Origin of the sequence: Aestuariivita boseongensis (assembly GCF_001262635.1) — a bacterium.
Lineage (GTDB): Bacteria > Pseudomonadota > Alphaproteobacteria > Rhodobacterales > Rhodobacteraceae > Aestuariivita > Aestuariivita boseongensis.
This window is the reverse complement of record NZ_JXYH01000011.1, coordinates 26275-50424: the sequence shown is the minus strand read 5'-3', so window position 1 is coordinate 50424 and position 24150 is coordinate 26275. Positions and strand designations below refer to the sequence as shown.

Genomic DNA, 24150 nt, shown 5'->3' with positions numbered 1-24150 from the left:
AAACACACAAAAAAGGCCGCGCCAATCTCTCAGCGCGGCCCTCTCTCATACATCTAACCCAGTAATCAGAAATCAATCGCCGGGCAGTTGTCGTTGGTGTAATACGCCACGACTTCCAGATCACCGTTGATGATCTTCTCACGCGCGGCGTCCACAGCGGCTTTCATCTCGTCCGACACCAGCTCGGCGTTGAACTCGTCCAGCGCATAGCCGACGCCGTCATTGGCCAGGCCCATCGTGAAGACGCCGGTCTCCAGATCCGCGCCAGCTTTCATCGCGTCATAGACGGCCACGTCCACACGCTTCAGCATCGAGGTCAGGACCTGACCGGGGTGCAGGTAGTTCTGGTTGCTGTCCACGCCGATCGACAGGATGCCTTCATCGGCCGCAGTGCGCAGAACGCCCACGCCGGTGCCGCCTGCCGCGGCATAGACCACGTCTGCGCCTTGGCTGATCTGCGCCTTGGTCAGCTCGGACCCTTTCACCGGGTCGTTCCAGGCCGCAGGGGTCGTGCCGGTCATGTTGGCGATGATGGTGGCATCTGGGTTCACGGCCTTCACGCCCTGAGCATAGCCGCAGCCAAAGTGGCGGATCAGCGGGATGTCCATGCCACCGACAAAGCCCACGGTGCCGGTTTCAGACGCCATCGCGGCCATCATGCCCACAAGGTACGAGCCCTCATGTTCGGCAAAGCCGATCTGACGGATGTTCGGTGCCTCCAGCCATGTCACATCCACGGCCACGAATTTCGTGTCGGGGTATTCCGGGGCCACGACCGACAGCGCGTCTGCCATGGCAAAGCCCATGGTGATCACCGGGTTTGCACCGGATTCGGCAAAGCGGCGCAGCGCCTGTTCGCGCTGGGCTTCGGACTGCAGTTCGATCTCGCGATAGGAGCCGCCGGTTTCCTCGGCCCAGCGTTGCGCGCCGTTATGAGCGGCTTCGTTGAAGGATTTGTCGAACTTGCCGCCAAGGTCGAAGATTAGCGCAGGCTCGGCCAGAGCGGCGGTCGCGCTCATCGCCAGGGCCGCGGCTGTACCCATGATTTTTGTCATGAAGGACATAAGATTACTCCCAATTGGTTCTGATTGGGGCTGTCCCTGTTGGTGCAGCCCGAAAACGTCTCAGATCGGTTTAAGATCGGTGCAAATAAGGCCGCAGGAGGGGACGAGGGTCAACCGATTCTTGGGGTTTTAAGCCTGTGGGTCGGTGCTAACCTTGGGTCAGATCCCGCGCCATGATCACCGCGTCAGCAGCCTGCGCGCCCTTGCGCGGATAGTAGGCTTGGCGCAGGCCCGTCTGGGAAAACCCGCAGTCTTGATAGAGGTGCCGCGCGGCACTGTTGTCGGACGCAACCTCCAGAAACCCATGGGTCGCGCCGCGCTTGGAGGCCTCATCCTGCCAGGCGTCCATCACCGCACGGGCGTGGCCCTGGCGCTGGAACAGGGGATGAGTGGCGATGGTCAGCAATTCGGCCTCATCCACGATCACGCGCACCAGCGCAAAGGCGCGGCTGTCGCCACATGCAAAGACCGACGGGTGCGCCAGCAGCGAGGTAAACTCCTCCGCGCTCCACGGCCGCGACTGGGTGAAGGCCGCCTTGTGGATGGCGGCCATATCCTCGGGCGCGATCAATCCAGGATCACCGGGGCCGTATCGCGCGCAGGGGCCGCATCGGCGGGGCGCAGATACAAGGGGGCAGGCGGGACATAGGGGTCGTCCAACCGGGTGAGCGCGATGCGGGCGATGGCCTCGTTCAGCGGGGTGGGCGGTGTTTCCACGGCACTGTGGGTCAGCTTGGCCAAGGCATCGCCTCCGGCACCGATCAGCACGGGTTTTTCCTGGATCCACGCGTCAGGCACGGGATCGCTCTCCAGATCCAACATCATCGGATCATCCGGGCCATTCGCGCCGAAATACTGCGCATAGATCCGGCCTTGCCGCGCATCGGCCACAGCAATCGCGGGGCGCGCGGTGTCATAGACCAGCGCCTCCAGCAGAGACACGCCGATCGCCGGTTTGCCCAGGCCCAAGGCCAGCCCCCTTGCGGCCGACACAGAAATCCGGATGCCGGTGAAATTCCCTGGGCCCACGCCCACGCCAATGCCATCTAGATCGGTGAACCCCAAGCCCTGATCCGCAAGCATCTCTTGCAGCATCGGCATCAGGTGTTCGGCTTGCCCCTTGGCCATGTCATCGGTGCGAACCGTCAGCCGTCCGTCATGGATCAGCGCCGCCGTGCACCACGGGCCAGAGGTGTCAAAGGCCAGAAGTGTGGGGTTTGCAGTCACGATACGCCTCTAACAAGACGGGCGCCGCAGAAGCAGCGCCCGGTCGTGGATATTCCGTTGCAGGTTGCGTCAGACGGCAACCGGGCGCACCTCGGTCACTTCGGGGATATAGTGGCGCAGCAGGTTCTCGATCCCCATTTTCAGTGTCAGGGTCGACGACGGGCAGCCCGCGCAGGCGCCCTGCATGTGCAGATAGACCACCCCGCGGTCAAAGCCGTGGAAGGTGATGTCGCCGCCATCTTGGGCCACGGCGGGGCGCACGCGGCTGTCCAGCAATTCCTTGATCTGACCCACGATTTCTGCGTTCTCACCGGTATGTTCGGCATGGCCGCTGGCGGGCTCGTGATCGCCGGCCATCACCGGATCGCCGGATTGGTAATGCTCCATGATCGCGCCCAGGATCGCGGGTTTGATATGGTCCCATTCCACCGCGTCTTCCTTGGTCACGGTGACGAAATCATTGCCGAAGAACACGCCGGTGACGCCGTTTACCGCGAAAACGCGGGTCGCGAGGGGCGATTTGTCAGCCGTGTCCGCGCTGGGGAAATCGGCGGTGCCCATCTCAAGCACGGTCTGGCCGGGCAGGAATTTCAACGTGGCCGGGTTCGGCGTGGATTCGGTTTGAATGAACATCGTGTGCGGCCTCCTAAAGCGCGGTCTTTTCCATATGCGGACCGCATCGGATTAAGTCAAGGTTTGGAATGATTCTAAACTGACGGCGATGAAGGTGCAAGGGAAACTCACCTTTGCAGGCGTTCTTGGCCGGTTCTCCGCGCAAATCCCGCAGGTCGGGATCGGATCGCGGCCAAGCAGGCTTGACCGATCGGCACCGCGCCGTGTTGCATGAAACCAAACCTCCACAACCACGAGAGGGACCCGCCGTGGCCAAAGATCAGACAACCGGACCGCATCAAAGCGTCGAAGACTGGTTGGCCACACGGCCCGAAATCCAGACCGTCGCCGTCGCCACGCCCGATGTGAATGGTGTGCTGCGCGCCAAGGCGATGCCGCGCGCCCAGGCGGGAAAGATCGACAAGGGCCGCGCCGCGGTGCCGCTGTCGATGCCCACGGTCGATTTCATCGGCGAAGAGATCCCCAATTGCAGCGAGGTTCTAGCCACCGGCGATGGCGATATCTTCGTCACCCGCGCCCCGCGCGATCCGCTTCCGTCGCCAAGCCGCGCCGATACGGCCTGGGTGCTGACCGACATGGTCTGGCCCGATGGCCGCCCGGTGGAAACATCGTGCCGGCATGTGCTGCAGCGGGTGCTGGATGATTATGCCACCGCCGGGCTGCGCCCTGTCACCGCGCTTGAGGTTGAGTTTTACCTTTATGACCCGTCCCAGCCGGGCCTCGCGCTGCCGCCTCACCCGGTGACGGGCCGGCCCATGATCGGACGCGATCCCTGCCATCTGGATGAATTCGACCTGTTCGGCGATCTGTTCCGCGATATCACCCAGGCCTGCACGGCCAGCGGGGTTGAGGTGATCGGGCTGGGTTCGGAAAACGGAACCGCGATGCTTGAGGTCAACATCGCTCATACCGCCGATGTGATGAAGGCGGCTGATGATCTGACCCTGCTGCGCCTGATCGTGCGCGCGGTGGCGCGGCGTCACGGGTTTGGCGCGACTTTCATGCCCAAACCCTTTCCCGATCTGGACGGTGCGGGCCTGCACCTGCATGTCAGCGTGCTGGACGAGGACGGGCAGAACATCTTCGACGACGGCACCGATCAGGGCAGCGCCACCCTGCGCCATGCGGTGGCGGGGCTTCTGGATCGGGCGGTGGATATGCAGCTGATCATGGCCCCGCATTTCAGCTCGTACCGCAGGCTGAGGGCCAATGCCTACGCGCCCACGCTTCTGGGCTGGGGCCATGACAACCGCTTCCTGCCGATCCGCATTCCCGGTGGGGACGGGGCCAACCGCCGCATCGAACATCGTATCGGCGGGGCCGATGCCAACCCCTATCTGTTGACGGCGGTGCTGCTGCGCGCGATCCTTGACGGGGTGCTGGGAGAGATGCCGCCCCCCGATCCGATCATCGGAAACCCCTTCGATCTGGGGCTTGATGCGGTGCCCACGCAGATGGCCGATGCCCTGCGCAGTTTCCGCGACAGCGACTGGATGCAAACCGTGCTGCCGCCCCTGTTCCACGAGGCTTTCCTGAACGCGAAAGAACAGGAATACGACCGCCTCCTGTCCCATGTCAGCCAGTTCGAGATCGACATTTTCCGCGACAGGGTGTGACCGGGCGGCTCAGGCGTGTTGCGCCAGAAACGCCAGGACTTCACGCTCAAGCCGCGGCCATTCCGGGTCATTGTCGGGCAGCACGTGGTTCGGGCTGTCAAAGGAAATGAAACGCGCGTTGGGCAGGCCCTTGGCAAACAGACGTCCCTGTTCGACCGGCTGCATCCGATCCCCCGTCGCGTGGCAGACAAGGCAAGGGGCGCTGACATTTGCGATACGGTCCAGAATGTCGATATTGTCGATGGTCTCGCGGTACCTGCCCATGTTCTCGGGCGAGATCATCTTGCGCATGTCCTCGGCATATTGAAGGCGCGCTTCGTGGCTTGCACCCGGCACGATCAGCTGCGCCATGAGATCGCGCAGCGAAGGGAAATCATCGTCCCATCCGGCGGTCATCATCTCTTTCAACGCCTGTGCCCGCGCTTTGTCCTTGGCCGATGTACGCCGGGCACGGCCTTGCGGGAAACCCCCGATCATGACGATGGCCGAGACGCGCTCGGGCCGGCGGGCGGCGAACGCGGCTGCCACGCATGACCCTTGCGAGATCGCAAGGATCGGTGCGCGATCAATCCCGGCGGCGTCAAAGACCGCTTCCAGATCATCGACAAAACTTTCAAAGGTGCAGGCTTCGGCGTCCCAGTCTGAAAGGCCGTTCAGCCGTGCATCGAACCGCACCATCCGGTGATGGTGCGCAACCGAGGAAAGGATGGGCGAGAGCGCCGGATTGCGCCAGTCCAGTTCGATGTTCCCGATCCAGTTTGGCGCTTTGACAACGGTGCTGCCGGTTCCGCTTTCGGTCCAGGCCAGGCTGACCCCGTCCTTGCTGCGGCAGTATTGAATGTCACCCATCTTGGCGAACGCGGCGCGGGAGTCCTCGCGGCGCGGATCGGCGAAGGTCACCGACATCACTTCGATCGGCTGGGCAATGCCCTTGTAGCTGTGCAGCCCTTCACCCCGCATCAGAGGGGCGAAATCAGACCCGGCCAGGTCGCTCATCATCTTCGACAGAAGAATGCCACCCGGTTCCGCCGCCGCCTGCAACCGCGTGGCGATGTTCACCCCGTCGCCAAAGATATCATTGCCGTCATCGGTGACATCGCCCACATGCAACCCCGCGCGCAGCTGGATGCGCTCGGGCGTGGTATAGGGGTGATCTGGCGCCCGCAGTGCGGTCTGAATGGCAATCGCCGCCGCCAGCGCCTGGCTGGCCGAGGGGAAATCGATCAGCGCACCGTCGCCCATCAGCTTGACCACGCGCCCGCCATGTTCCGTCACCTTCGGCGTGACCAGATCGCGATAAAGCGCGTTGAGCGTTTTCAACACCGACGCCGCGCCGCCCTGCATCATCCGGCTGTACCCCACCACATCAAGAGACAGAATGGCGGCAAGTCTGCGGCGGCTCATGTTGTCTCCCGATTGCTTGGGGCCCTTCGGGAGGGCGGTGCTAGGTGATCGCTTCCAGCTGTTCCTTGGTCAGATGGCCGGGCACGATGGTGATGGGAATGGGAAGCGTTCCGGAATTGCGGCTGAGTTGCGTGACCAGCGGTCCGGGGCCTTTCTTGTCGGTCCCCGCACCCAGAACCAGCACGCCGATTTCCGGATCTTCCTTCACCTGCGCCATGATCTCGGGCACCGGTTCGCCTTCGCGGATCACAAGTTCGGGGTCGACCCCCTGCCGGTCGCGCATCCATTTGGCGAAGACCTCGAAATGCGCATGAATGCGCTCGCGCGCTTCCTCGCGCATGATATCGCCAACACCGATCCAGTGATTGAATTCATCGGGGGGGATCACCGACAAGATCTCTACCCCACCGCCGGTATGGGCCGCCCGCATCGCCGCGAACCGCATGGCGTTGAGGCATTCCTTGCTATCATCCAGCACGACGAGAAATTTACGCATGGCCGGTCTTCCCCTTGAAGCTGAGGTGCAAGATGACCCAAGCCCACGCATTGCGCAATGGAAAGCTTTGCCGCGCGCGTCAGCTCTTCTGCGCCCAGGCGATGGCCTGCGCCAGACGGTCATGGCCCCAGAAAAGCTCGTCGCCCACGCGCATGCTGGGTGCGCCGAACAGGCCTTTTTCCTGCGCCTCTTCGGTATTGGCGCGCAGATGGACCTTGCCTTCGGGGCTGGTTGCGTCGGCGATCACCGCTTCCGGATCCTGGCCGATCTCGGACAGGATGTCGGCAATCACCGCGTCATCCGCGATATCGCGGTCCTGTGCGAAATTCGCGGTATAGACCGCGCGCACGAAATCCCCGACCCATCCGGCATCCGCGTTGCGCGCCGCGATCCGCCCGGCCAGAACCGACCCGCGTGGAAAGCCCGTGGGTTGGGTCCAGCCCAGCCCCGCATCGCCGCAGATCCGTTCCAGATCGCGCCACATATAGGTGCCCTTGACCGGGAACATGTTGAACGGTGAATCCGTCATGCCCTGCGCCGCGAAAACCGGCCCCAGAAGGAAGGGTTTCCAGATCAGCGGCACGCCCACGGCCTTGCACGCCTCTTCGACCTGCAATGCTGCCGGATAGCTGTAGGTCGAGGCGAACTCGAACCAGAATTCAAGCGGTTTGGTCATGTTGCGTTATCCGTTCGTGGCGGCCCAGTCCCAATACATCTCGCGCACGCGGCGGGTGATGGGACCGACCTGGTAATGAGTGTCGTCAAAGGCGGTGACAGGGGTGACCTTGGACATGTTGCCCGACATGAAGACCTCGTCCGCGGCTTCGAAATCCTCGAAGGTCAGGACGGTTTCATGCACGCGCATGCCATCGGCAGTCATGTTGCTGATATGGCGCGCGCGGGTGATCCCGGCCAGGAAGGTGCCATTGGCGATGGGGGTGAACACCTCGCCATCGCGGACCATGAAGATATTCGCCGTGGCGGTTTCGGCCACATTGCCCATCGCGTCGGCCACCAGCGCATTGGCAAAGCCCTTGGCGCGCGCCTCGGCCAGCATCCGGGCATTGTTGGGATAAAGGCAGCCCGCCTTGGCATTGACCACCGCGCTTTCCAGAACCGGGCGGCGGAAGCGCGTGCGCGTCAGCGTCGCCGTGGCGGTCGCGGGCGCCATCGGGATTTCCTCAAGACAGATGGCGAACCCCGTCTCTTCGGGCGAGGGGATGATGGCCGTGGGATCGCCATGGATGCCCCAATACATCGGACGGATGTAAACGGGCGTGCCCGGCGCGTACATCTTCAAGCCTTCGCGCACGATCTCGACCATCTCTTCGGTGCTGACCGTGGGTGTCAGCATCAGCGCCTTGGCCGACCGGTTCACACGGGCGCAATGCGGCTCAAGATCCGGGGCCAGCCCGTCGAAATACCGCGCGCCGTCAAAGACCGAACTGCCCAGCCACGACCCGTGATCGGCCGCGCGCATGATCGGGGCGTCGCCCTCGTGCCATGTGCCCTGGAAATAGGTTTTGATATTGGTTCCAACCGCCATGATCGCGTCCTCCCTGAGTGCAGACGTTAGGCCGGGAATGGGTCAGCCGTCCAGACCTTTCTGGCGCCGCAGGTGGTTGGCGCGCGGCACCAGTCAAAGCGCCCTTGACGGGCTATGCGCTCAGACACTCACACCGAACAGCCACCCGATCGCCGCCGTGACGGCCATGGCGAAGACGCCCCACCCCACAACACGCAACATCGCCGGCGCAACAGGAGCGGCCCCTGCCTTGGCGCCAAGCGCCCCAAGGATCGCCAACGCGAATATCGTCACCACCAGAACGGTCGGAATGATCGCCGTGGCGGGTGCCAGAAACGCTGCAAGCACGGGCACGGCGGCGGCCACGCTGAAGGTCGCGCCGGATGCCAGCGCCGCCTGAAGCGGGTTCGCGGTATGAACTTCGGACAGCCCCAGCTCATCCCGGATATGGGCGCCAAGGGCATCCTTCTCGGTCAGTTCCCTGGCGACGGCTTCCGCGGTCGGCCTGCTTAACCCCCGTTCCTCATAAATCGCGACCAGCTCTTCCAATTCGGCCTCGGGGGTTTCCTCAAGGGCGGTTTTCTCCCGCTCGATATCGGCGCGTTCGGTGTCCGACTGCGACGAGACCGAGACATACTCGCCCGCGGCCATCGACATCGCACCAGCCACCAGCCCGGCGACACCGGCGATCAAAACCGCCCGCGGGCTTGGGTCTGCCGCCGCGACACCGACCACCAGCGACGAAACCGAAACGATGCCGTCATTCGCGCCCAGAACCGCGGCGCGCAGCCAGCCGCTGCGGGTGACATAATGCGGATCGTCTGAATGGGCGCTGGGTTGGGTCATCATATGTCTCCAAGTTGGGTGTTTCCGGCCAAGAGTTCCTCGACGAACAGGCTGATGAACTGCGCACGGCCATCCGTCCGTGATTTGGCATAGATCCGGGTTGCCTGCGCACGCACCGTTCCGGCCGCAGTGTTGCGCACTCGGGCAATGGCGTCATTGTCCAGCCCCTTCAGGATCATGATTGCGACATCCCGTTCCGCATCCGTCAGGCCCCATTCGTCGAAGAAACCTTCGATAATGTCGGCCAGATGTCCATGCGCAATGTCCAGCCCGGTCTGCATATCCGACATGCGAGCAAGCAATCCGCGCAATTCGATCATCAGGAAGATGACGCCGCCCACCAGTGCCACGGCGGCAACGAATTCCAGCACCATATGCGGGCCGTCGATCCGGCCGTCCAGTCTCAGATCCTCGATCACATCGGCAATGAAAAACAGCGCGCAAAGCGCCTGCACAAGGATCAGGCCCGCAAGGATCGTTGCGCGCCTTTCCTTCGTCTTTGCCGGCCACAGCCCGAGTTTCATTTCATGCAGCTTCCCTCGGGGATATTCTTCCGACCGGTTATCATCGCACGCACCAGCTTGACACCAGAGCGCCGCGTTTCCAAGGCCACACCCGCAACATGAAGCGCGACCGAAAGCACCAGCCAGCCGAATATCACCTCATGAGCCTCCTCGACCCATTCGACCCCGAAAAAGGCAAGGGTCGTCATCATATAGCCGGTCACGCCCAGGGCGATCACGCTCAGCCAGATGTTATAGACCATCAGCGCACCAAGCGGGTTGTGCGAAAGAAAAACGCTGTGCTCCTTGGCGAAGATTGCCCGCAGGTGGCGCGCGGCCCGTGCCGGGCTTGGCGGAAAAGACGAAAACCGTGCATGTGTCGGACCAACCAGCGCCCAGATCACGCGCAGCCCGACCAGGCCCAGGGCGACATAGCCGATCCATTCATGGGCTGTGCTTTCGTCCTCGATCACGGTTGCGTTCAGAAGGATCGTCAGGGCAAGCGTCCAGTGGATCAGCCGCACCAGCGGATCCCAGACGGCAACCTCGCGGGCGCTGATGCGCCCGCTGGTCCTTTGTGCAACAGCGGTCACAGCCTCAGCTCTTGATTTCGAGTTTCGAGACAGCGCCGGTCCTGGGATTGACATAGACCTCTCCCATCTGGCCATCGCGGATGAAATAGACCTCGATCTGGCCGTCTTCCATTTCGGCCTTGCGGACGTCATAGCCCATCGCGGTCAGAGAGGCCTGCACCTCGTCCAGTGTCGTCCCGAGGACGCTGTTCATTGTCACGTCTTCGGCCAGCGCCGGAGAGGCAAGGGTCATAAGAGCGATGATTGCAAGTTTGCGCATGGTTTCATTCCTTGTGTTGCAGCGGCAACCCGATGTTGTCGCTGCCCCGGATGTCGGATCAGAAAGCCGGGGAAACCATTGGCGCGTGGTTTATGCGCCCCCCGATAAGCGCCTGCTTAGAGCGGACATTTGCCTGAACGCCGTTCATCCGGCGCACGGTGCTGTCACGCTTTGGCAAGGTCCTGCGCGTATACACTGCCCCCGTGATCACATGCGCCAGTCGGCACACAACCGTCTGGCACGCTCAGGGCAGATGGTGTTCCATCGCGCATTTCGCCTTGTCGGGCCTTACAACCCCGGCAGGCAGCCATCGCATATCATGCGGGCCCGCAGCCTGACGTTATCCACCTAATCAAGACAAACAGCCTGCCGGGAGCCTCCCGCCGCGGGCCGATTAGGCTGTCAGGTGGCTTGGTGCTATTCTGGTGTCAGCCAGCATAGGAGGGTGCGGTATGTCCCTGAATTCGATCGAGTTGGAGTTGCTCCGCAACAGCTACAAGGTGTTGTCACGAGATGTGGAAACCCATTCACGGGAATTCTACGAAGCCCTGTTCCGGCACGCCCCACATCTGCGCGCGCTGTTTCGCGAGGATTTGGCCGGGCAAGGCATGAAATTCATGACCACCCTGGGCATGATCGTCGACAACCTGGACCAGGACGACAAGAACGTCGAAAAATACGCCGAACTGGGTGAACTTCACGCCACAATCGGCGTCAAGCGCAGCCATTTCGAACCAATGCGCGAGGCATTGATCGATACCCTGCGCATGGTTCTCGGAGAAGAGTTCACACCCACGCTGGAAGCAGCCTGGCGCGAGGCGTTTGATCAGGTCAGCGCCAGCATGATCCAGCGCGGCAAGATCAAGGAAGGGTAAGGCGCGCGGCCTACCGGATGCCTTGCGGTCAAACCTCGACCGGTGCGACCATCCCCACGATCTCATAGGTCCGCTTCAGGATCGGAGCGGTGATCTCCCGTGCGCGCTGTGATCCGCGCGACAGGATGCGGTCAATCTCCGCCGGATCATCCATCAGCCGCGCCATCTCGCCTGAAATCGGCGACAGTTTCGCCACTGCCAGATCGGCCAGCATCGGTTTGAATTCACCGAACTGCTTGCCGCCCACATCGCGCAGCACCTCGTCCACGGTCTGATCGTTCAGCGCGGCATAGATGTTCACGAGGTTCCGCGCCTCGGGGCGGTTTTCCAGCCCCTCTGCCTCGGACGGGAGCGCGTCGGGATCGGTCTTGGCCTTGCGGATCTTCTTGGCGATCGCGTCGGCGTCATCGGTCATGTTGATCCGCGCCATGTCGGACGGATCGGATTTCGACATCTTCTTGGACCCGTCGCGCAGGCTCATCACCCGCGTGGCGGCCCCTTCGATCACCGGTTCGGTCATCGGGAAGAAATCCACGCCGTAATCATGGTTGAACTTGGCCGCGATATCGCGGGTCAGCTCCAGATGCTGCTTCTGATCCTCGCCCACCGGCACATGGGTGGCGTGATAGACCAGAATGTCCGCCGCCATCAGCGCCGGATAGCCGAACAACCCAAGCGAGGCGTTCTCGGCATTCTTGCCTGCCTTGTCCTTGAACTGCGTCATGCGCTTCATCCAGCCCATGCGCGCCACGCAGTTGAACACCCAGCCCAGCTGCGCATGTTCGGGCACCTGGCTTTGGTTGATCAGCACGGATTGTTCCGGGTCGATGCCGGCGGCGATGAAGCCGGCGCACAGCTCGCGCGTGTTGCGCGTCAGATCGGCGGGGTTCTGCCAGACGGTGATCGCATGCAGATCGACCATGCAATAGATCGTCTCGAACTCGGGGCCCTGCATATCCACAAAGCGTTTGATCGCCCCCAGATAGTTGCCCAGCGTCAGCCCGCCCGACGGCTGGATGCCGGAAAACACACGCGGCGTGAATTGGGTCTGGGACATCTGCGCACTCTCATCTGGTAAAAATCGCCCGCCTCGCTTACCCATGGGGTCAGGCGGCGTCAAGAAGCGCCCAAGAAGGACGGCACGTGGATGAGCAGTGATCCCAATCAGAACCCGGTAAACCCCCTGCCGCCGCTGGTGGTGCTGCTGTTTCTGGCCATCGTGGTGATCGAGGCGGCGTTTTCACTGGGCGCGCAGGGCGTCATCGGCGGGCCTGACGCGGTGGGCTGGCGGCTGTGGGCGCTGCAAAGCTATGCCTTCAGCGGAGAGATTTTCGACTGGATGGTGGAAACGGGCCAATATCCGCTGGACCATATGCTGCGGTTTTTCACCTACAGCTTCGTTCACGGATCGCTGACCCACGCGGCCTTTGCGGGGGTGATCCTCTTGGCCATGGGCAAGATGGTGGCCGAGGCCTTTGGCCAGTGGCGGATGCTGGCCATTTTCGTGCTTTCCGGCGTAGGCGGCGCGCTGGCCTATGCGCTGATCCTGGATGAACGCATCCCGCTGGTGGGTTCGTTCCCCAGTGTTTACGGGCTGATCGGCGGGTTCACCTATGTGCTCTGGCGCAATCTCGGCCAGATGGGCGAGAACCAGTACCGCGCCTTCATGCTGATCGGCTTCCTGATGGCGTTTCAGCTGATCTTCGGCCTGCTGTTCGGCGGGCAGAAGGACTGGGTCGCCGATGTGGCGGGCTTCGCGGTGGGGTTTGGATTGTCCTTCGTGCTCAGCCCCGGCGGCTGGTCGCGGGTGCGCGACCAGATCCGCCACGACTGATCAGGATTTCATCGGGCAGGTGCTGATCCCCAGAACGCTGTAAAGCGGACAATAGCCCAAGAGCCCGGTTGCCAGCGGCACGATACCGACCAGCCCCCACATGGTTTGCGGTCCGACAAAGACCAGCGACAACAGGATCAGGCCCAGAAGGATCCGGGCAGAGCGGTCAAGGGTGCCTTCATTGCGTGTCATCATACTCTCCTGAGTGTGTTACCTGCGCGCAATCTGGCACGTCGCGACCGTCCGAACATTGATTTGGCGCAAATCAGCGCCGCAGGGCGCGGCGGAACTCTCCCAGACGGAAGGCGCCGATCAGGTGGCCCACGCTGAAATAGACGGCCATGCCCGCGAGGATCAGCGCCAGAAGCCCCAGCCAGCGCAGGCCCGCTTGCGCCAGGACCGGGGCAAGCCACACTGACATGCCCCAAAGCGCCAGCCCCATCAGGACCGAGGCCGCAACAATCCGGGGCAGCCGCGCGCGGAACCGGTCATCGAACCGCGCCACGTCGCCCATGGCCCGCGTGCCGCGCCACAAAAGCCACACCATAGCCCAGGCCGCCACCGTGGTGCCGATCGCCGCGCCGATGAAACCGATGGCCCAGGCCATGCCCACGGCCACAACCGCGTTGATGACCATTGCAACCAGTGCGAAGCGGAACGGTGTGCGCGTGTCCTCGCGTGCAAAATACAAAGGCTGCAGCACCTTCTGCAGCACAAAGGCTGGCAGCCCCGCGCCATAGACGGCGACCGCCAGTGCCGTCGCCTCCACGTCCTGGGCGGTAAAGGCCCCCCGTCCGAACAGCACCGAAATCAGAGCCCCCGGTATCACGATCAGCGCCACGGCGGATGGCACGGTCAGCGCCATCGACATCTCTCCGGCGCGGCTCAGCGCGTCGCGACCGCCCGCGGCATCGCCCGCGCGCAACCGGCGCGACAGGTCCGGAAGCAGCACCACGCCAATGGCGATGCCCACCACGCCGAGCGGCAATTGATAGAGCCTGTCGGCATAGCTGAGCCACGCAATCGCCCCGTCAAAGAAGGACGCGACCTGACGGCCCACCAGCAGGTTGATCTGCACCACACCGCCCGCCAGCATCGCGGGCAGGGCGATCACCGCCAGCCGTTTCAGATCCGGCGTCAGACGCGGCAGCCGGAGGCTGAACCTGAAGCCCGCCCGTCCCGCCGCCCACCAGACGACACCCATCTGCGCGATACCGGCCAGCGGCACCGCCCAGGTCATCCAGGTGCCAATATGCAGCGACCGGCCCGTGACGCCGGGCAGAACCTCGCCCGCTGGCCCGGCATAGGTGGCATGCGCCATCCAGATCACCGCGATCAGAATGGCGTTCAGCAACACCGGTGCCGCCGCTGCGGCGGCAAAGCGGCCTGTGGCGTTCAGCACCCCCGACAACAACGCGGCGAGCGAGATGAACAGGATATAGACAAAGGCGATCCGCCCGAAATCGACGGCAATGCCGAAGCGTGCATCACCGGCAAAGCCACTGGCCATCGCCAGCACCAGCCAGGGCATCGCCAGCTGCGCCACAAGCGTGAACAGGATCAGAAAGCTTGCCAGTGCGGAAAAGGCATCGCGGGCAAAGGTTTCGGCATCCTCGCCCCCTTCCAGCTTCTTGGAAAAAAGCGGCACGAAGGCGGTGTTGAACGCCCCTTCGGCAAAGAAGCGGCGGAACATGTTGGGCAGGGAAAAGGCGATCAGGAAGGCCTCGGCCACGGGGCCCGCGCCCAGAAAGCCCGCGATCATCACATCGCGGACAAATCCGAACACACGGCTCAGAAGCGTCCAGACGCCCACCGTCAGAAAGCCCGAGACCAGCCTTATGGGTTTCATGGGACCTGCTCTTTGCCCGTTTGTTCCGTGATAGCTGCATTTGCGCGGCACGGGAAGGGAACAGATCATATCGCGGGCCCGGATGCGGCGGTTGATTTGCTGCCGTGGCCTCGCAATGATGCCAGTCGTCACAACGAGGGAGGCGCGCAAAATGAAGAACCCCGATTGGGTCACCCAGGGACCGCCCGAAACACCTTTGCCGGAACAGACTTTCTTTGCCGATCCCGCGCTGGATCGCGCCTTTGCCGTGACGATGACATTGGCGACCGAGGTCTGGGTGCTGAAAGACCGAGTCATGGCGCTGGAGGCCGCCTTGGCCAAGGCAGGCGTGGTGGATCCCGCCGCGCTGGACGCAGAACCTGATCACGAGGAACGCCAATCGCGTGAAGCCGCGCGTCAGGCCTTTGTCGCGGGGCTTCTGGACAATCTGACGGGTCTGCAAGCCTCTGCCGGTGCGCCCGAGAAGGAGAGTTGAGATGGACGATCGCAGTTTCGTGGCCGCCCAGGACGTGATCCTGGACATGAAGAAACACTGGACCACGCGGCTTTATCCCGCGCTCAAGGCCGAATATGCCGAAAAGGCCGCCGGGTCTGCACCGAGCTCGCGCCATGACGTGGCAGAGCTGTTGCAAGACAGCACGACATATCGGTTTTTCGGCTGGATGGAGCGGCACCTGCAGCGGATGAAATACTCAGGGCCCTATGGCCTTGATCCCTATCACAAGGAACGCAGCACAGCCCTGACCGGCAGCCTGCCCGACATGTCGGATGACCTGCGGCTTGAGCTGAACCCCGATTTTGAAAACCCGGTCTACTATGAGACCGTCGACGTCCACCAGCACCCCGGCGGGGTGTGGAGCGATGCCGTATCAGGCTTCATCTATGAACGCGGCGCGCGTTCCACCACGCCGATGTTGGGAGAGAAACACCGCGACATGCATGGGCGGCTGACGGATCGCGCGATCCGCGACGGCGTGCCGGAGAGGATGCTGGACATGGGCTGCGGCTTTGGCAAATCCACGCGCCCCTTCTGGGAAGAACTGCGCGACACGCAAGTGGAAGCCGTCGATCTGGCCGCGCCTTGCCTGACGCTGGCGGCCGCAGACGCCGCGCAGGCCCAGGCCGAAAACGTGCGCTTCCGCCAGATGAGCGCCTATGAGACGGATTATGACGATCACAGCTTCGATCTGGTCACCTCAACGATGCTGCTCCATGAAATGCCGCCCGAAGAGATCGGCAAAACCTTCGACGAATGCGCCCGCGTCCTGAAACCCGGGGGCCGCATGGTGCATCTGGATTTCTATATCCTGCCCGACCCGTTTGCCGAGTTCATCCATTACGGCCACAGCCGCCGGAACAATGAACCCTTCATGGTGCCGCTGGCGGAAATGGATGTACGCGCCGAGCTTGAGGCGCGCGGCTTCACCAATATCTCGATCGAGCCCTTTCAGGAGGCCGAAGGCATCGACACCGAAAACAGCCCCTATTGGCGCTTTCCCTGGACGATCATCGCCGCCGAACGTGCCTGAACCAATGTGATGCCGGCCCCCGCGCCGGGATCTCAGCCTGCTTCGGCGCGCGCGCGCTCGGCCCCTGCCGCGATGGCGTCGCGCAGCTTCTTCTCAAGAGCTTTCTGTTTGGGTTTGGAGTGGTATTTCAGCCCGAACATGTCCTTGACATAGAAGGTGTCGACCACCTGTTCGCCATAGGTCGCGATCACCGCATTGGCGATGTTTACATTCATATCCGCCAGCGCGCGGGCCAGATCATAGAGCAGGCCGGGCCGGTCGCGGGTGTCGACCTCGATGATCGTGTAGATATCCGATCCTTCATTGTCGAAGGTGATATGCGTGGGCACGTTGAAGGCCTTCTCGCGCTTTTTCACCTTGTCGCGCGACTTCAGCGCCTCGCGGGCGACCACTTCTCCTCTCAACGTCTTTTCGATCATCTGTGTCAGGCGCGGCAGGCGCGAGGCCTCATAGGGTTTGCCCTCGCTGTCCTGGATCCAGAACGCGTCGGTCACATAGCCGTCCTTGGTGGTATAGCTGCGCGCATCGACGACGTTTGCGCCCACAAGGGCCAAAGCACCGGCCACGCGCGAAAAGATGCCGGGATGGTCCGACATGACGAAACTGGCGCGCGTCGCGTCGCGGTCTTCGTCGGGGAAAAGGTTGATCAGGATGCGCGCCGGATCGTCGATCTGATCCAGCTCGCGCAGCATTCGGGCGAAATCCACATGGGCGGTGACATGCAGCCCCTGCCAGTAGGGATCGTAGTGGCGCGCGGTTTCGCGTTTCAGATCGGCCTTCGACCAGTCGGGCAGCGCCTCGCGCAGGGCTTTCTTGGCCTCCGCCCCGCGGTTTTCGCGGTTGAGGTCTTCCATCCCCGTCTCAAGCGCGCGCCGCGCCTGACGATAAAGCGCCCGGATCAGCGCCGCTTTCCAGTTGTTCCAGGTATCAGGCCCAACCCCGCGGATATCGCAGACCGTCAGAACGCACAAAAGGTCCAGCCGTTTGACCGTCTGCACCGCCTTGCAGAAATCGCGCACCGTGCGCGGATCGGCGATATCGCGTTTCTGCGCCATGTCCGACATCAGCAGGTGATAGCGGACCAGCCATTCGACGGTCTCGACCTCGGACTTGCTCAGACCCAGACGGGGCGCGACCTGGCGGGCGATCTGCGCGCCCAGCATCGAATGATCCTCGGCCCGGCCCTTTCCGATATCATGCAGCAGAAGCGCCACATACAGCACCTTGCGGTTCACGCCCTTCTTCAGGATGCCCGAGGCCACGGGCAGGTCTTCCACCAGCTCGCCCTTCTCGATCATGGCCAGCTGGGCGATGCACTGGATGATATGCTCGTCCACCGTATAGCTGTGGTACATGTTGAACTGCACCATCGCCACGATGGGTTCGAATTCGGGGATGAAGGCCGCCAATACGCCCAGCTCGTTCATCCGGCGCAGCGCCCGTTCAGGATTGCCATGTTTCAGCAGCAGGTCCAGAAAGATCCGCTGCGCCTCGCGGTTGTTGCGCACCTCGTCGTCGATCAGGTGCAGGTTCGCGCGCACCAGCCGCATTGCATCGGGGTGGATCAGCATGCCTGTCCGCAGCGCTTCCTCGAACAGGCGCAGAATGTTCAGGGGATCGGCCAGAAACTGCTTGGGCTTTTCCAGGTTCAGCCGGTTATGCACCACCTCATAACCTGGCTTGACGCGTGGCTTGCGGCGGAAAATCCGTTCCAGCAGGGGTTCGGATTTCACATGGTTGGCTTCCAGATCGCTCAGCAGGATGCGGGTCAGGTCGCCCACTGCGGTGGCGTGCAGGAAATACTCCTGCATGAACAGCTCCACCCCCCGGCGGCCCGCCTTGTCCTGGTATCCCATCCGCTCGGCCACCTCGACCTGCATGTCGAAAGTCAGCTGTTCCACCGGGCGGCCCGCGATCAGATGCATATGCGCGCGCACGCCCCACAGGAAATCCTCGGCCTTGACGAAGCGTTCGAATTCTTCGGGCCGGAAGACGCCCAGATCGACCAGCTCGGCCGGGTCTTCCACATTGCGGATATATTTGGCGATCCAGAACAGCGATTGCAGATCGCGCAGCCCGCCCTTGCCCTCTTTCACATTGGGTTCGACCACATAGCGCTGGAAATATTTCCGGTGCCGCTTTTCGCGTTCCTCCAGCTTGGCCTCGATGAAATCGCGACCCGTGCCGGAAAATAGCTCGGTGCGCAGGCGCGTCTTCAGCTCTTGCGCCAGGGCGCGGTCGCCATCCAGGAACCGGTGCTCCAGAAGCGCGGTGCGGATGGTGAAATCTTCCTGCCCCAGGCGGAGACATTCCTTGATCGTACGCGAGGCATGGCCGACCTTCAGCTTCAGATCCCACAGCAGGTACAGCATGCTTTCGATCACGCTTTCGGCCCAGGGGGTGATCTTGTAGGGCGTCAGGAACAGCAGATCGACATCGGAATAGGGGGCCATTTCGCCCCGGCCATATCCGCCCACGGCAATCAGCGCGATGCGTTCGCCATCGGTGGGGTTGGCCACCGGGTGCAGATGGGTCTGCGCCAGGTACAGGGTGGATCGCACCAGCCCGTCGGTCAGGAAAGTATAGGCGCGGGTCAGCGGCCGCGCGGCAAAGGGGTTTTCGGCAAATGCCGCAGCGATGGCCGCGCGCCCGTCCTCCTTGGCCTTGCGTAACAGCGCCACGGCGGTCTTGCGCAGCTCGGCCGCATCCGCCCCGCTTTGGGCGGCCTCGTCAAAGGCTGCGCGGATCGCGGCCGCATCAAAGATCTGCTCTGGAGGGCAGATCAGCGTCTCGGGATCGGGCGAATGGGCCGGTTCAGGAACCGGCGCCGGCAAAGCTTCTTGGGGCAGGGTCAATCACAACCACCTGTTTGTTCTGGATCGTGGCCACGGCCAACCCGCGTTCATTAGTGCCATCGGGGCGCAAACGGAAGATGCCATTCACACCTGAAAAGCCCGCCGATTGCGTCAGCGCCGCACCGGTCAGCGCGTTCGATTGGCCGTTGGCCACCAGCGCGCCAATCGCGGCGATGCCGTCAAAGGCCAGCCCGGCGATGGGGTGGGGCGTGCCGCCATAAGCCGCCTGATAGCGCTGGCTGAACCGCTGCGACAGAACCGGGTCGGGCAGGGCGAACCAGCCGTTCTGCACCCCCGGCAAGTCCAGCGTCTGGGCCGGGATGTCCCAGCGGGTCAGGCCGATATACTGGATCTCGTCATTGCGCAGGCCGGCCTCGGGCAGAAGCTGGGCAAACAGCGGCAAGGCGCCCGAGGTGGTGGCGGTCAGGAAAATCGCATCCGCGCCCGAGCCGCGCACAGCGGACGTGACCTGCGGGATCGCCGAGATCACGCTTTGCTGCGACAGCTCATAAGGCACCGTCGCGCTGACCTGAACCGCGGATCGCGCAGCCGCCGATTGCACCGCATTGCGCCCGACCTGCCCGGCCACGTCATTGGAATGCACCACGACCACGTTGGATTTCCCCTGCCGCCCGGCATAGCCGATCAGCCGGTCAGCGGTGTTCTGGAACGTGGGGCCTAGCACGAAGACATTTCCGCCCGCGATCGAGGCATTGTTGGAAAACGACAGCACGTTGATATTGCGCGCCGCGGCGGCGACACCGGCGGCATTGGCGGCCTCGGCATAGACCGGGCCCAGGATGATGCGCGCCCCGTCGCTGATGGCCTGCGACGTCTGCGCGGCGGCCTGCTGGGCGCTGCCTGCGGTGGAATAGACGCGCAGGTCGATGGTCACGCCCTCCAGCTCGGCCATGGCCAGGCGGGCGGCGTTCTCAAGGCTTTGCGCCAGCACGTCATCGCCTGACTGGCCCGACCCGCTCGGCACCAGAAGCGCGACGGGCACGGGCGCGCTGGTGTTGATGCTGGGCCCGCCGCCCAGACCGGGGGCAGGCAGATCACAGGCCGCCAGAGCCAGGGCCGAAAAAGCGGCCAGCGCGAACTTGCGGGTCGAACGGAAAAGGTTGAACATAGGCACTGGCACTCCCTGGTCTGCGGCGTCATCGCGCCGCCTGGTCTTTGGGGGATAATAAACACCAGTCGGGGCGGGTCCAGCGTTGAATCCTCAGATCACTGCACTTGCACCGGGGCTGTACTTTGTAGCGACCCCGATCGGGACGGCCCGGGACATCACCTTGCGGGCGCTGGATATTCTGGCATCGGCGGATGTGCTGGCGGCCGAAGACACGCGCAGCCTGCGGAAATTGATGGAGATTCACGGCATCGCCCTGGGCGACCGACGGATCATCGCCTATCACGATCACAGCGGTCCCGGGGTGCGTGCAAAGCTGGTGCAGGCGGTGGCGGATGGGCAATCGGTTGCCTATGCCTCTGAGGCCGGTATGCCACTTGTCGCCGATCCGGGGTTCGAACTGGGCCGCGAGATGGCGGCGGCAGGCCACAAGGTGACGGTGGCGCCGGGCGCGTCGGCGCCGCTGGCGGCGCTGGCGATTTCCGGGCTGGCAAGCGATGCGTTTTTCTTTGGCGGCTTCCTGCCTTCGGCGTCCTCGGCGCGCCGCGCGCGGCTGGAAAGCCTCAGGGACATCCCCGCCACACTGATCTTTTTCGAATCGCCCCGCCGGGTGGGCGCGATGCTGAAAGACGCTGCCCTTGCCCTGGGCGGCGCGCGCCAGGCCGCGATCTGCCGCGAGATCACCAAGAAATTCGAAGAGGTCCAGCGGGGCAACCTGACGGATTTGAGCGAAAAAATCGGCACTCAGGCCCTGAAAGGGGAGGTTGTGGTGCTGATCGCACGGGGGGATTCGGAGAAAATTAGTGAATTGGACTTAGAAGGGGAGGTGCGGGCGGCGCTGAAGACCATGTCGGTGAAGGATGCCGCCGATACGGTGTCGGCGGCCCATGGGCTGGCGCGGCGCAAGGTCTATCAACTGGCTTTGAAGCTGGGAAAGGATGCGGAATGATGAATACGCGGCACCATCGGGGGCGGTCGAATTACCACGCAGGTCTTGCGGCCGAAACCTGTATCGAACGCGCCTATGCGCGCGATGGCCACGAACTGATCGCGCGGCGCTGGCGCGGCCAGGGCGGGGAAATCGACCTGGTGTTTCGCAAGGATGACGTGCTGGCCTTTGTCGAAGTGAAACAGGCCGGTGATTTCGACCGTGCCGCCGAAAGCCTGCGTCCGGCGCAGATGCGGCGCATCGCGATGGCGGCCGAAGAATTTCTTGGCACGCAACCGGCGGGGTCGCTGACCGAATGCCGCTTTGATCTGGGTCTGGTCAATCGCGCCGGGGCGCATCAGATCATCGAAAACGCATTTGCTGTGCACTAGTACACATTGAATAACCGCGCGCGCTGGGCCATGTATCGGCCCAGTCAAGAAAAGGCGCGCAGCATGAAAATCGCATTTCAGATGGACCCGATCGGCGGGGTGGATATCAACGCCGACAGCTCTTTCCGCCTGGCCGAAGAAGCCCAGGCGCGCGGGCACAGCCTGTTTTACTACAGCCCCGACCGGCTGGCCTATCAGGAGGGGCGGATCACCGCACGCGGGCATGACATGACAGTGCAGCGCGTGGAGGGCGACCCTGCCGTTCTGGGCCCGGAGCGGGAGGTGGACCTGGCCGAGTTCGACGTGGTCTGGCTGCGTCAGGATCCACCCTTTGATATGCATTACATCACCTCGACCCATCTTCTGGACCGGCTGAAGGGCGAGGTTCTGGTGGTCAATGATCCGTTCTGGGTGCGCAACTATCCCGAAAAGCTGCTGGTGCTGGATTTCCCGCAGCTGACCCCGCCCACGACGATTGCCCGCGATCTGGACACGATCAAGGCGTTCAAAGTCAAGCATCAGGACATCATTCTGAAACCGCTTTACGGCAATGGCGGCGCGGGGGTGTTCCGTCTGGATGCCGATGACCGCAACCTCACATCGCTTTACGAACTTTTCACCGGGTTCTCGCGCGAGCCGCTGATCGTGCAGAAATTCCTGCCCGATGTCAGCAATGGCGACAAACGCGTGATCCTGGTGGATGGCGAGGCGGTTGGCGCGATCAACCGCGTACCCGCCAAGGGCGAGACTCGGTCGAACATGCATGTGGGTGGGCGGCCCGAGAAGATCGGCCTGACCGACCGCGATCTGGAAATCTGCGCCACCATCGGTCCGCTTCTAAAGGAAAAGGGCCAGATCTTCGTGGGCATCGACGTGATCGGCGATTACCTGACCGAGATCAACGTGACCTCTCCCACCGGCATTCAGGAGCTGGAGCGGTTCGACGGCGTCAATATCGCCGAAAAGATCTGGCAGGCGATCGAGGGCAAGCTGGCCTGATCCGCGCGTCAGAGGCCCCTCGCGCCCATCAGACGGTAACTCAGCGCCTCGGCGATATGGGGTTTGCGCACCGCGTCGCTGCCATCTAGATCGGCAATGGTGCGCGCCACCCTGAGCACCCGGTGATAGCCCCGTGCGGTCAGCTGGAACCGTTCGGCGGTCTTGCTGAGCAGGGCCTGCCCTTCGCCATCGGGATGCGCGATTTCCTGCAGCGCTTCGCCCTCCAGATCGGCATTCTGGCATTGCGGCTTGCCGTCATAGCGCGCCTCCTGCAACGCACGCGCAGCGGCCACGCGCGCGGCCACCGTGGCAGAGCTTTCGCCGTCGCCCGGCAGCTCCAGATCGCGGAAGGCCACCGGGGGCACTTCGATCCGCAGGTCGAACCGGTCCATCAGCGGGCCTGAGATGCGGCCCAGATAATCCTCTCCACAGACCGGCGCGCGGGAACAGGCGCGGTTGGGATCGGCCAGATATCCGCATTTGCAGGGGTTCGCCGCCGCCATCAGCATGAAACGGCAGGGGTATTTGATATGGGCATTGGCGCGGGCGACCATGACCTCCCCGGTTTCAATCGGCTGGCGGAGGGTTTCCAGCACAGTGCGGGGAAATTCCGGGAATTCATCCATTAACAGCACCCCATTATGCGCCAGGCTGATCTCTCCGGGTTTCGCGCCGCGCCCACCACCCACGATGGCTGCCATCGACGCGGTGTGATGCGGTTCGCGGAAGGGCCGCGTGCGGTTGATGCCCCCTTCGTCCAGAAGTCCCGCCAGCGAATGGATCATAGAGGTTTCCAGCGCCTCGAACGGGGTCAGCGGCGGCAGGATGCCGGGCAGGCGCGCGGCCATCATGGATTTGCCTGACCCCGGCGTGCCCACCATTATCAGGTGGTGGCGTCCGGCGGCCGCGATCTCAAGCGCGCGTTTGGCGCGTTCCTGGCCCTTCACGTCGCGCAGGTCTTTCGCGCCTGCATCTGCGATCACCTCTCCAGGCGTGGCGGGGGGCAGGGGGGCGAGGCCTGAATAATGCTGCACCACCTCGATCAGGTTTGCGGCGGCGGTCACGCAGGTGGCGTCGACCCAGGCGGCCTCGGCCCCCGATCCGGCGGGGCAGAGCAGTTTGCGCCCGTCTTCCGCCGCGCGCATGGCGGCAGGCAGAGCCCCCAGCACCGGCACCAGCGAGCCGTCAAGAGACAGTTCCCCCAGCGCCACGGTTTCCTCGATCGCGTCGGCGGGCAGGACGTCCATCGCGGTCAGAAGCGCCACGGCGATGGGCAGGTCGAAATGGCTGCCTTCCTTGGGCATATCGGCAGGCGACAGGTTGACCGTGATCCGTTTCGACGGCAGTGCAATCGACATCGCCGACAGGGCCGACCGGATGCGGTCGCGCGCCTCGTTCACCGCCTTGTCTGGCAGGCCCACGATGGAAAAGGCGGGCACGCCGGGGCTGACGGCGCATTGCACTTCGACGGGGCGGGCCTCCACCCCCTGAAAGGCGACTGTATAGGCGCGCGCGACCATCCCCGATCCTCTGCCAAGTGTTTGGTAAACGGATACGGGCGCAGTGGTTTCTGAATGGTTAACGGTTGTCCTGG

The 24150-nt window shown here is 63.3% G+C and carries 26 protein-coding genes; 8 read left to right on the top strand and 18 right to left on the bottom strand.

The window, feature by feature from the left end; genetic code table 11:
* Window positions 1–65 precede the first annotated feature (65 nt).
* From TR61_RS06545 to TR61_RS06530, 4 genes are all read right to left on the bottom strand, one after another.
* Window positions 66–1064 (bottom strand): BMP family lipoprotein, encoded by a 999-nt coding sequence (locus tag TR61_RS06545; RefSeq protein ID WP_050929115.1) that lies wholly within the window; start codon window positions 1062–1064, stop codon window positions 66–68.
* Window positions 1065–1212: 148 nt separating this feature from the next.
* Window positions 1213–1635, bottom strand: a complete 423-nt coding sequence (locus TR61_RS06540; RefSeq protein WP_342669410.1) for a GNAT family N-acetyltransferase — start codon at window positions 1633–1635, stop codon at window positions 1213–1215.
* Entirely contained in the window at window positions 1632–2291 is a 660-nt protein-coding gene (tsaB, locus tag TR61_RS06535; protein ID WP_050929113.1) for a tRNA (adenosine(37)-N6)-threonylcarbamoyltransferase complex dimerization subunit type 1 TsaB, read from the bottom strand. Before tsaB ends, TR61_RS06540 begins: the two co-directional genes overlap by 4 nt.
* 69 nt (window positions 2292–2360) lie before the next feature.
* On the bottom strand, window positions 2361–2924 hold the full coding sequence (locus TR61_RS06530; RefSeq protein WP_050929112.1) for a NifU family protein: 564 nt from the start codon (window positions 2922–2924) through the stop codon (window positions 2361–2363).
* Window positions 2925–3172: 248 nt separating this feature from the next.
* Between TR61_RS06530 and TR61_RS06525 the strand changes: the two genes are divergently transcribed.
* On the top strand, window positions 3173–4540 hold the full coding sequence (locus TR61_RS06525; RefSeq protein WP_157440837.1) for a glutamine synthetase family protein: 1368 nt from the start codon (window positions 3173–3175) through the stop codon (window positions 4538–4540).
* 9 nt (window positions 4541–4549) lie between these two features.
* Here the strand turns inward: TR61_RS06525 and TR61_RS06520 are convergent, their stop codons facing one another.
* The 8 genes from TR61_RS06520 to TR61_RS06485 form a co-directional block, all read right to left on the bottom strand.
* Entirely contained in the window at window positions 4550–5944 is a 1395-nt protein-coding gene (locus tag TR61_RS06520) for an alpha/beta fold hydrolase (RefSeq protein ID WP_050929110.1), read from the bottom strand.
* Window positions 5945–5984: 40 nt separating this feature from the next.
* Window positions 5985–6440 carry a universal stress protein gene (locus tag TR61_RS06515; RefSeq protein ID WP_050929109.1) on the bottom strand — a complete coding sequence of 152 codons (456 nt, stop codon included), beginning with the start codon at window positions 6438–6440 and terminating at the stop codon, window positions 5985–5987.
* 79 nt (window positions 6441–6519) lie between these two features.
* Window positions 6520–7116 carry a 2-hydroxychromene-2-carboxylate isomerase gene (locus TR61_RS06510; protein ID WP_050929108.1) on the bottom strand — a complete coding sequence of 199 codons (597 nt, stop codon included), beginning with the start codon at window positions 7114–7116 and terminating at the stop codon, window positions 6520–6522.
* Between the two features lie 6 nt (window positions 7117–7122).
* Window positions 7123–7986, bottom strand: a complete 864-nt coding sequence (locus TR61_RS06505) for a branched-chain amino acid aminotransferase (RefSeq protein ID WP_050929107.1) — start codon at window positions 7984–7986, stop codon at window positions 7123–7125.
* 120 nt (window positions 7987–8106) lie between these two features.
* A complete protein-coding gene (locus tag TR61_RS06500) occupies window positions 8107–8811 on the bottom strand; it encodes a VIT1/CCC1 transporter family protein (protein ID WP_050929160.1) in 705 nt (234 codons plus the stop codon).
* A complete protein-coding gene (locus TR61_RS06495) occupies window positions 8811–9335 on the bottom strand; it encodes a helix-turn-helix transcriptional regulator (RefSeq protein ID WP_050929106.1) in 525 nt (174 codons plus the stop codon). Before TR61_RS06495 ends, TR61_RS06500 begins: the two co-directional genes overlap by 1 nt.
* The gene (locus TR61_RS06490) at window positions 9332–9907 is read right to left on the bottom strand and encodes a cytochrome b/b6 domain-containing protein (RefSeq protein WP_050929105.1); all 576 of its coding nucleotides are present in this window, start codon (window positions 9905–9907) and stop codon (window positions 9332–9334) included. The genes TR61_RS06495 and TR61_RS06490 overlap by 4 nt, the downstream gene beginning before the upstream one ends.
* Window positions 9908–9911: 4 nt before the next feature.
* Window positions 9912–10166, bottom strand: a complete 255-nt coding sequence (locus TR61_RS06485) for a PepSY domain-containing protein (protein ID WP_050929104.1) — start codon at window positions 10164–10166, stop codon at window positions 9912–9914.
* 452 nt (window positions 10167–10618) lie between these two features.
* On the opposite strand from TR61_RS06485, the gene TR61_RS06480 reads away from it, so the two are divergent.
* Window positions 10619–11041 carry a globin domain-containing protein gene (locus TR61_RS06480; RefSeq protein ID WP_050929103.1) on the top strand — a complete coding sequence of 141 codons (423 nt, stop codon included), beginning with the start codon at window positions 10619–10621 and terminating at the stop codon, window positions 11039–11041.
* A gap of 28 nt (window positions 11042–11069) precedes the next feature.
* On the opposite strand, the gene trpS is transcribed toward TR61_RS06480, so the two are convergent.
* The gene (gene trpS / locus TR61_RS06475) at window positions 11070–12098 is read right to left on the bottom strand and encodes a tryptophan--tRNA ligase (protein ID WP_050929102.1); all 1029 of its coding nucleotides are present in this window, start codon (window positions 12096–12098) and stop codon (window positions 11070–11072) included.
* 90 nt (window positions 12099–12188) lie between these two features.
* Between trpS and TR61_RS06470 the strand changes: the two genes are divergently transcribed.
* Window positions 12189–12875, top strand: coding sequence for a rhomboid family intramembrane serine protease (locus tag TR61_RS06470; protein ID WP_050929101.1), 687 nt, complete (start codon window positions 12189–12191; stop codon window positions 12873–12875).
* On the opposite strand, the gene TR61_RS06465 is transcribed toward TR61_RS06470, so the two are convergent.
* Window positions 12876–13067 (bottom strand): YgaP family membrane protein, encoded by a 192-nt coding sequence (locus TR61_RS06465; RefSeq protein ID WP_050929159.1) that lies wholly within the window; start codon window positions 13065–13067, stop codon window positions 12876–12878. It lies immediately after the preceding gene.
* Window positions 13068–13140: 73 nt separating this feature from the next.
* Complete coding sequence (gene murJ, locus TR61_RS06460) at window positions 13141–14724, bottom strand: murein biosynthesis integral membrane protein MurJ (RefSeq protein ID WP_050929100.1); 1584 nt, start codon at window positions 14722–14724, stop codon at window positions 13141–13143.
* 151 nt (window positions 14725–14875) lie between these two features.
* On the opposite strand from murJ, the gene TR61_RS06455 reads away from it, so the two are divergent.
* Together TR61_RS06455 and TR61_RS06450 are read left to right on the top strand one after the other, a co-directional pair.
* A complete protein-coding gene (locus tag TR61_RS06455; RefSeq protein WP_050929099.1) occupies window positions 14876–15199 on the top strand; it encodes a hypothetical protein in 324 nt (107 codons plus the stop codon).
* A 1-nt stretch (window position 15200) separates the two neighbouring features.
* Window positions 15201–16253, top strand: coding sequence for a class I SAM-dependent methyltransferase (locus tag TR61_RS06450; protein ID WP_050929098.1), 1053 nt, complete (start codon window positions 15201–15203; stop codon window positions 16251–16253).
* A gap of 32 nt (window positions 16254–16285) precedes the next feature.
* On the opposite strand, the gene TR61_RS06445 is transcribed toward TR61_RS06450, so the two are convergent.
* Window positions 16286–19108 (bottom strand): [protein-PII] uridylyltransferase, encoded by a 2823-nt coding sequence (locus TR61_RS06445; RefSeq protein WP_082181868.1) that lies wholly within the window; start codon window positions 19106–19108, stop codon window positions 16286–16288.
* Window positions 19068–20237 carry a penicillin-binding protein activator gene (locus tag TR61_RS06440; RefSeq protein ID WP_050929097.1) on the bottom strand — a complete coding sequence of 390 codons (1170 nt, stop codon included), beginning with the start codon at window positions 20235–20237 and terminating at the stop codon, window positions 19068–19070. Before TR61_RS06440 ends, TR61_RS06445 begins: the two co-directional genes overlap by 41 nt.
* 85 nt (window positions 20238–20322) lie before the next feature.
* On the opposite strand from TR61_RS06440, the gene rsmI reads away from it, so the two are divergent.
* The 3 genes from rsmI to gshB all read left to right on the top strand — a co-directional run bounded on the left by rsmI (window position 20323) and on the right by gshB (window position 22556).
* Window positions 20323–21186 (top strand): 16S rRNA (cytidine(1402)-2'-O)-methyltransferase, encoded by an 864-nt coding sequence (gene rsmI, locus TR61_RS06435; protein WP_050929096.1) that lies wholly within the window; start codon window positions 20323–20325, stop codon window positions 21184–21186.
* Window positions 21183–21557 carry a YraN family protein gene (locus tag TR61_RS06430; RefSeq protein WP_342669408.1) on the top strand — a complete coding sequence of 125 codons (375 nt, stop codon included), beginning with the start codon at window positions 21183–21185 and terminating at the stop codon, window positions 21555–21557. The genes rsmI and TR61_RS06430 overlap by 4 nt, the downstream gene beginning before the upstream one ends.
* Window positions 21558–21620: 63 nt before the next feature.
* Complete coding sequence (gshB, locus tag TR61_RS06425) at window positions 21621–22556, top strand: glutathione synthase (protein WP_050929095.1); 936 nt, start codon at window positions 21621–21623, stop codon at window positions 22554–22556.
* Window positions 22557–22564: 8 nt separating this feature from the next.
* On the opposite strand, the gene TR61_RS06420 is transcribed toward gshB, so the two are convergent.
* Window positions 22565–24076: a YifB family Mg chelatase-like AAA ATPase gene (locus tag TR61_RS06420; RefSeq protein ID WP_050929094.1), complete on the bottom strand. Its 1512-nt coding sequence runs from the start codon at window positions 24074–24076 to the stop codon at window positions 22565–22567.
* Window positions 24077–24150: the final 74 nt, after the last annotated feature.

Bases quoted from the DNA above. Each gene is read 5' to 3' on its own strand.
- TR61_RS06510 (WP_050929108.1), bottom strand. From the start codon at position 7,116: ATGACCAAACCGCTTGAATTCTGGTTCGAGTTCGCCTCGACCTACAGC.
- gshB (WP_050929095.1), top strand. From the start codon at position 21,621: ATGAAAATCGCATTTCAGATGGACCCGATCGGCGGGGTGGATATCAAC.
- TR61_RS06530 (WP_050929112.1), bottom strand. From the start codon at position 2,924: ATGTTCATTCAAACCGAATCCACGCCGAACCCGGCCACGTTGAAATTC.
- TR61_RS06505 (WP_050929107.1), bottom strand. From the start codon at position 7,986: ATGGCGGTTGGAACCAATATCAAAACCTATTTCCAGGGCACATGGCAC.
- TR61_RS06485 (WP_050929104.1), bottom strand. From the start codon at position 10,166: ATGCGCAAACTTGCAATCATCGCTCTTATGACCCTTGCCTCTCCGGCG.
- TR61_RS06450 (WP_050929098.1), top strand. From the start codon at position 15,201: ATGGACGATCGCAGTTTCGTGGCCGCCCAGGACGTGATCCTGGACATG.
- trpS (WP_050929102.1), bottom strand. From the start codon at position 12,098: ATGTCCCAGACCCAATTCACGCCGCGTGTGTTTTCCGGCATCCAGCCG.
- TR61_RS06440 (WP_050929097.1), bottom strand. From the start codon at position 20,237: ATGTTCAACCTTTTCCGTTCGACCCGCAAGTTCGCGCTGGCCGCTTTT.
- TR61_RS06545 (WP_050929115.1), bottom strand. From the start codon at position 1,064: ATGTCCTTCATGACAAAAATCATGGGTACAGCCGCGGCCCTGGCGATG.
- TR61_RS06465 (WP_050929159.1), bottom strand. From the start codon at position 13,067: ATGACACGCAATGAAGGCACCCTTGACCGCTCTGCCCGGATCCTTCTG.
- TR61_RS06430 (WP_342669408.1), top strand. From the start codon at position 21,183: ATGATGAATACGCGGCACCATCGGGGGCGGTCGAATTACCACGCAGGT.
- TR61_RS06480 (WP_050929103.1), top strand. From the start codon at position 10,619: ATGTCCCTGAATTCGATCGAGTTGGAGTTGCTCCGCAACAGCTACAAG.
- murJ (WP_050929100.1), bottom strand. From the start codon at position 14,724: ATGAAACCCATAAGGCTGGTCTCGGGCTTTCTGACGGTGGGCGTCTGG.
- TR61_RS06420 (WP_050929094.1), bottom strand. From the start codon at position 24,076: ATGGTCGCGCGCGCCTATACAGTCGCCTTTCAGGGGGTGGAGGCCCGC.
- TR61_RS06455 (WP_050929099.1), top strand. From the start codon at position 14,876: ATGAAGAACCCCGATTGGGTCACCCAGGGACCGCCCGAAACACCTTTG.
- TR61_RS06495 (WP_050929106.1), bottom strand. From the start codon at position 9,335: ATGAAACTCGGGCTGTGGCCGGCAAAGACGAAGGAAAGGCGCGCAACG.
- TR61_RS06500 (WP_050929160.1), bottom strand. From the start codon at position 8,811: ATGACCCAACCCAGCGCCCATTCAGACGATCCGCATTATGTCACCCGC.
- TR61_RS06470 (WP_050929101.1), top strand. From the start codon at position 12,189: ATGAGCAGTGATCCCAATCAGAACCCGGTAAACCCCCTGCCGCCGCTG.
- TR61_RS06515 (WP_050929109.1), bottom strand. From the start codon at position 6,440: ATGCGTAAATTTCTCGTCGTGCTGGATGATAGCAAGGAATGCCTCAAC.
- TR61_RS06520 (WP_050929110.1), bottom strand. From the start codon at position 5,944: ATGAGCCGCCGCAGACTTGCCGCCATTCTGTCTCTTGATGTGGTGGGG.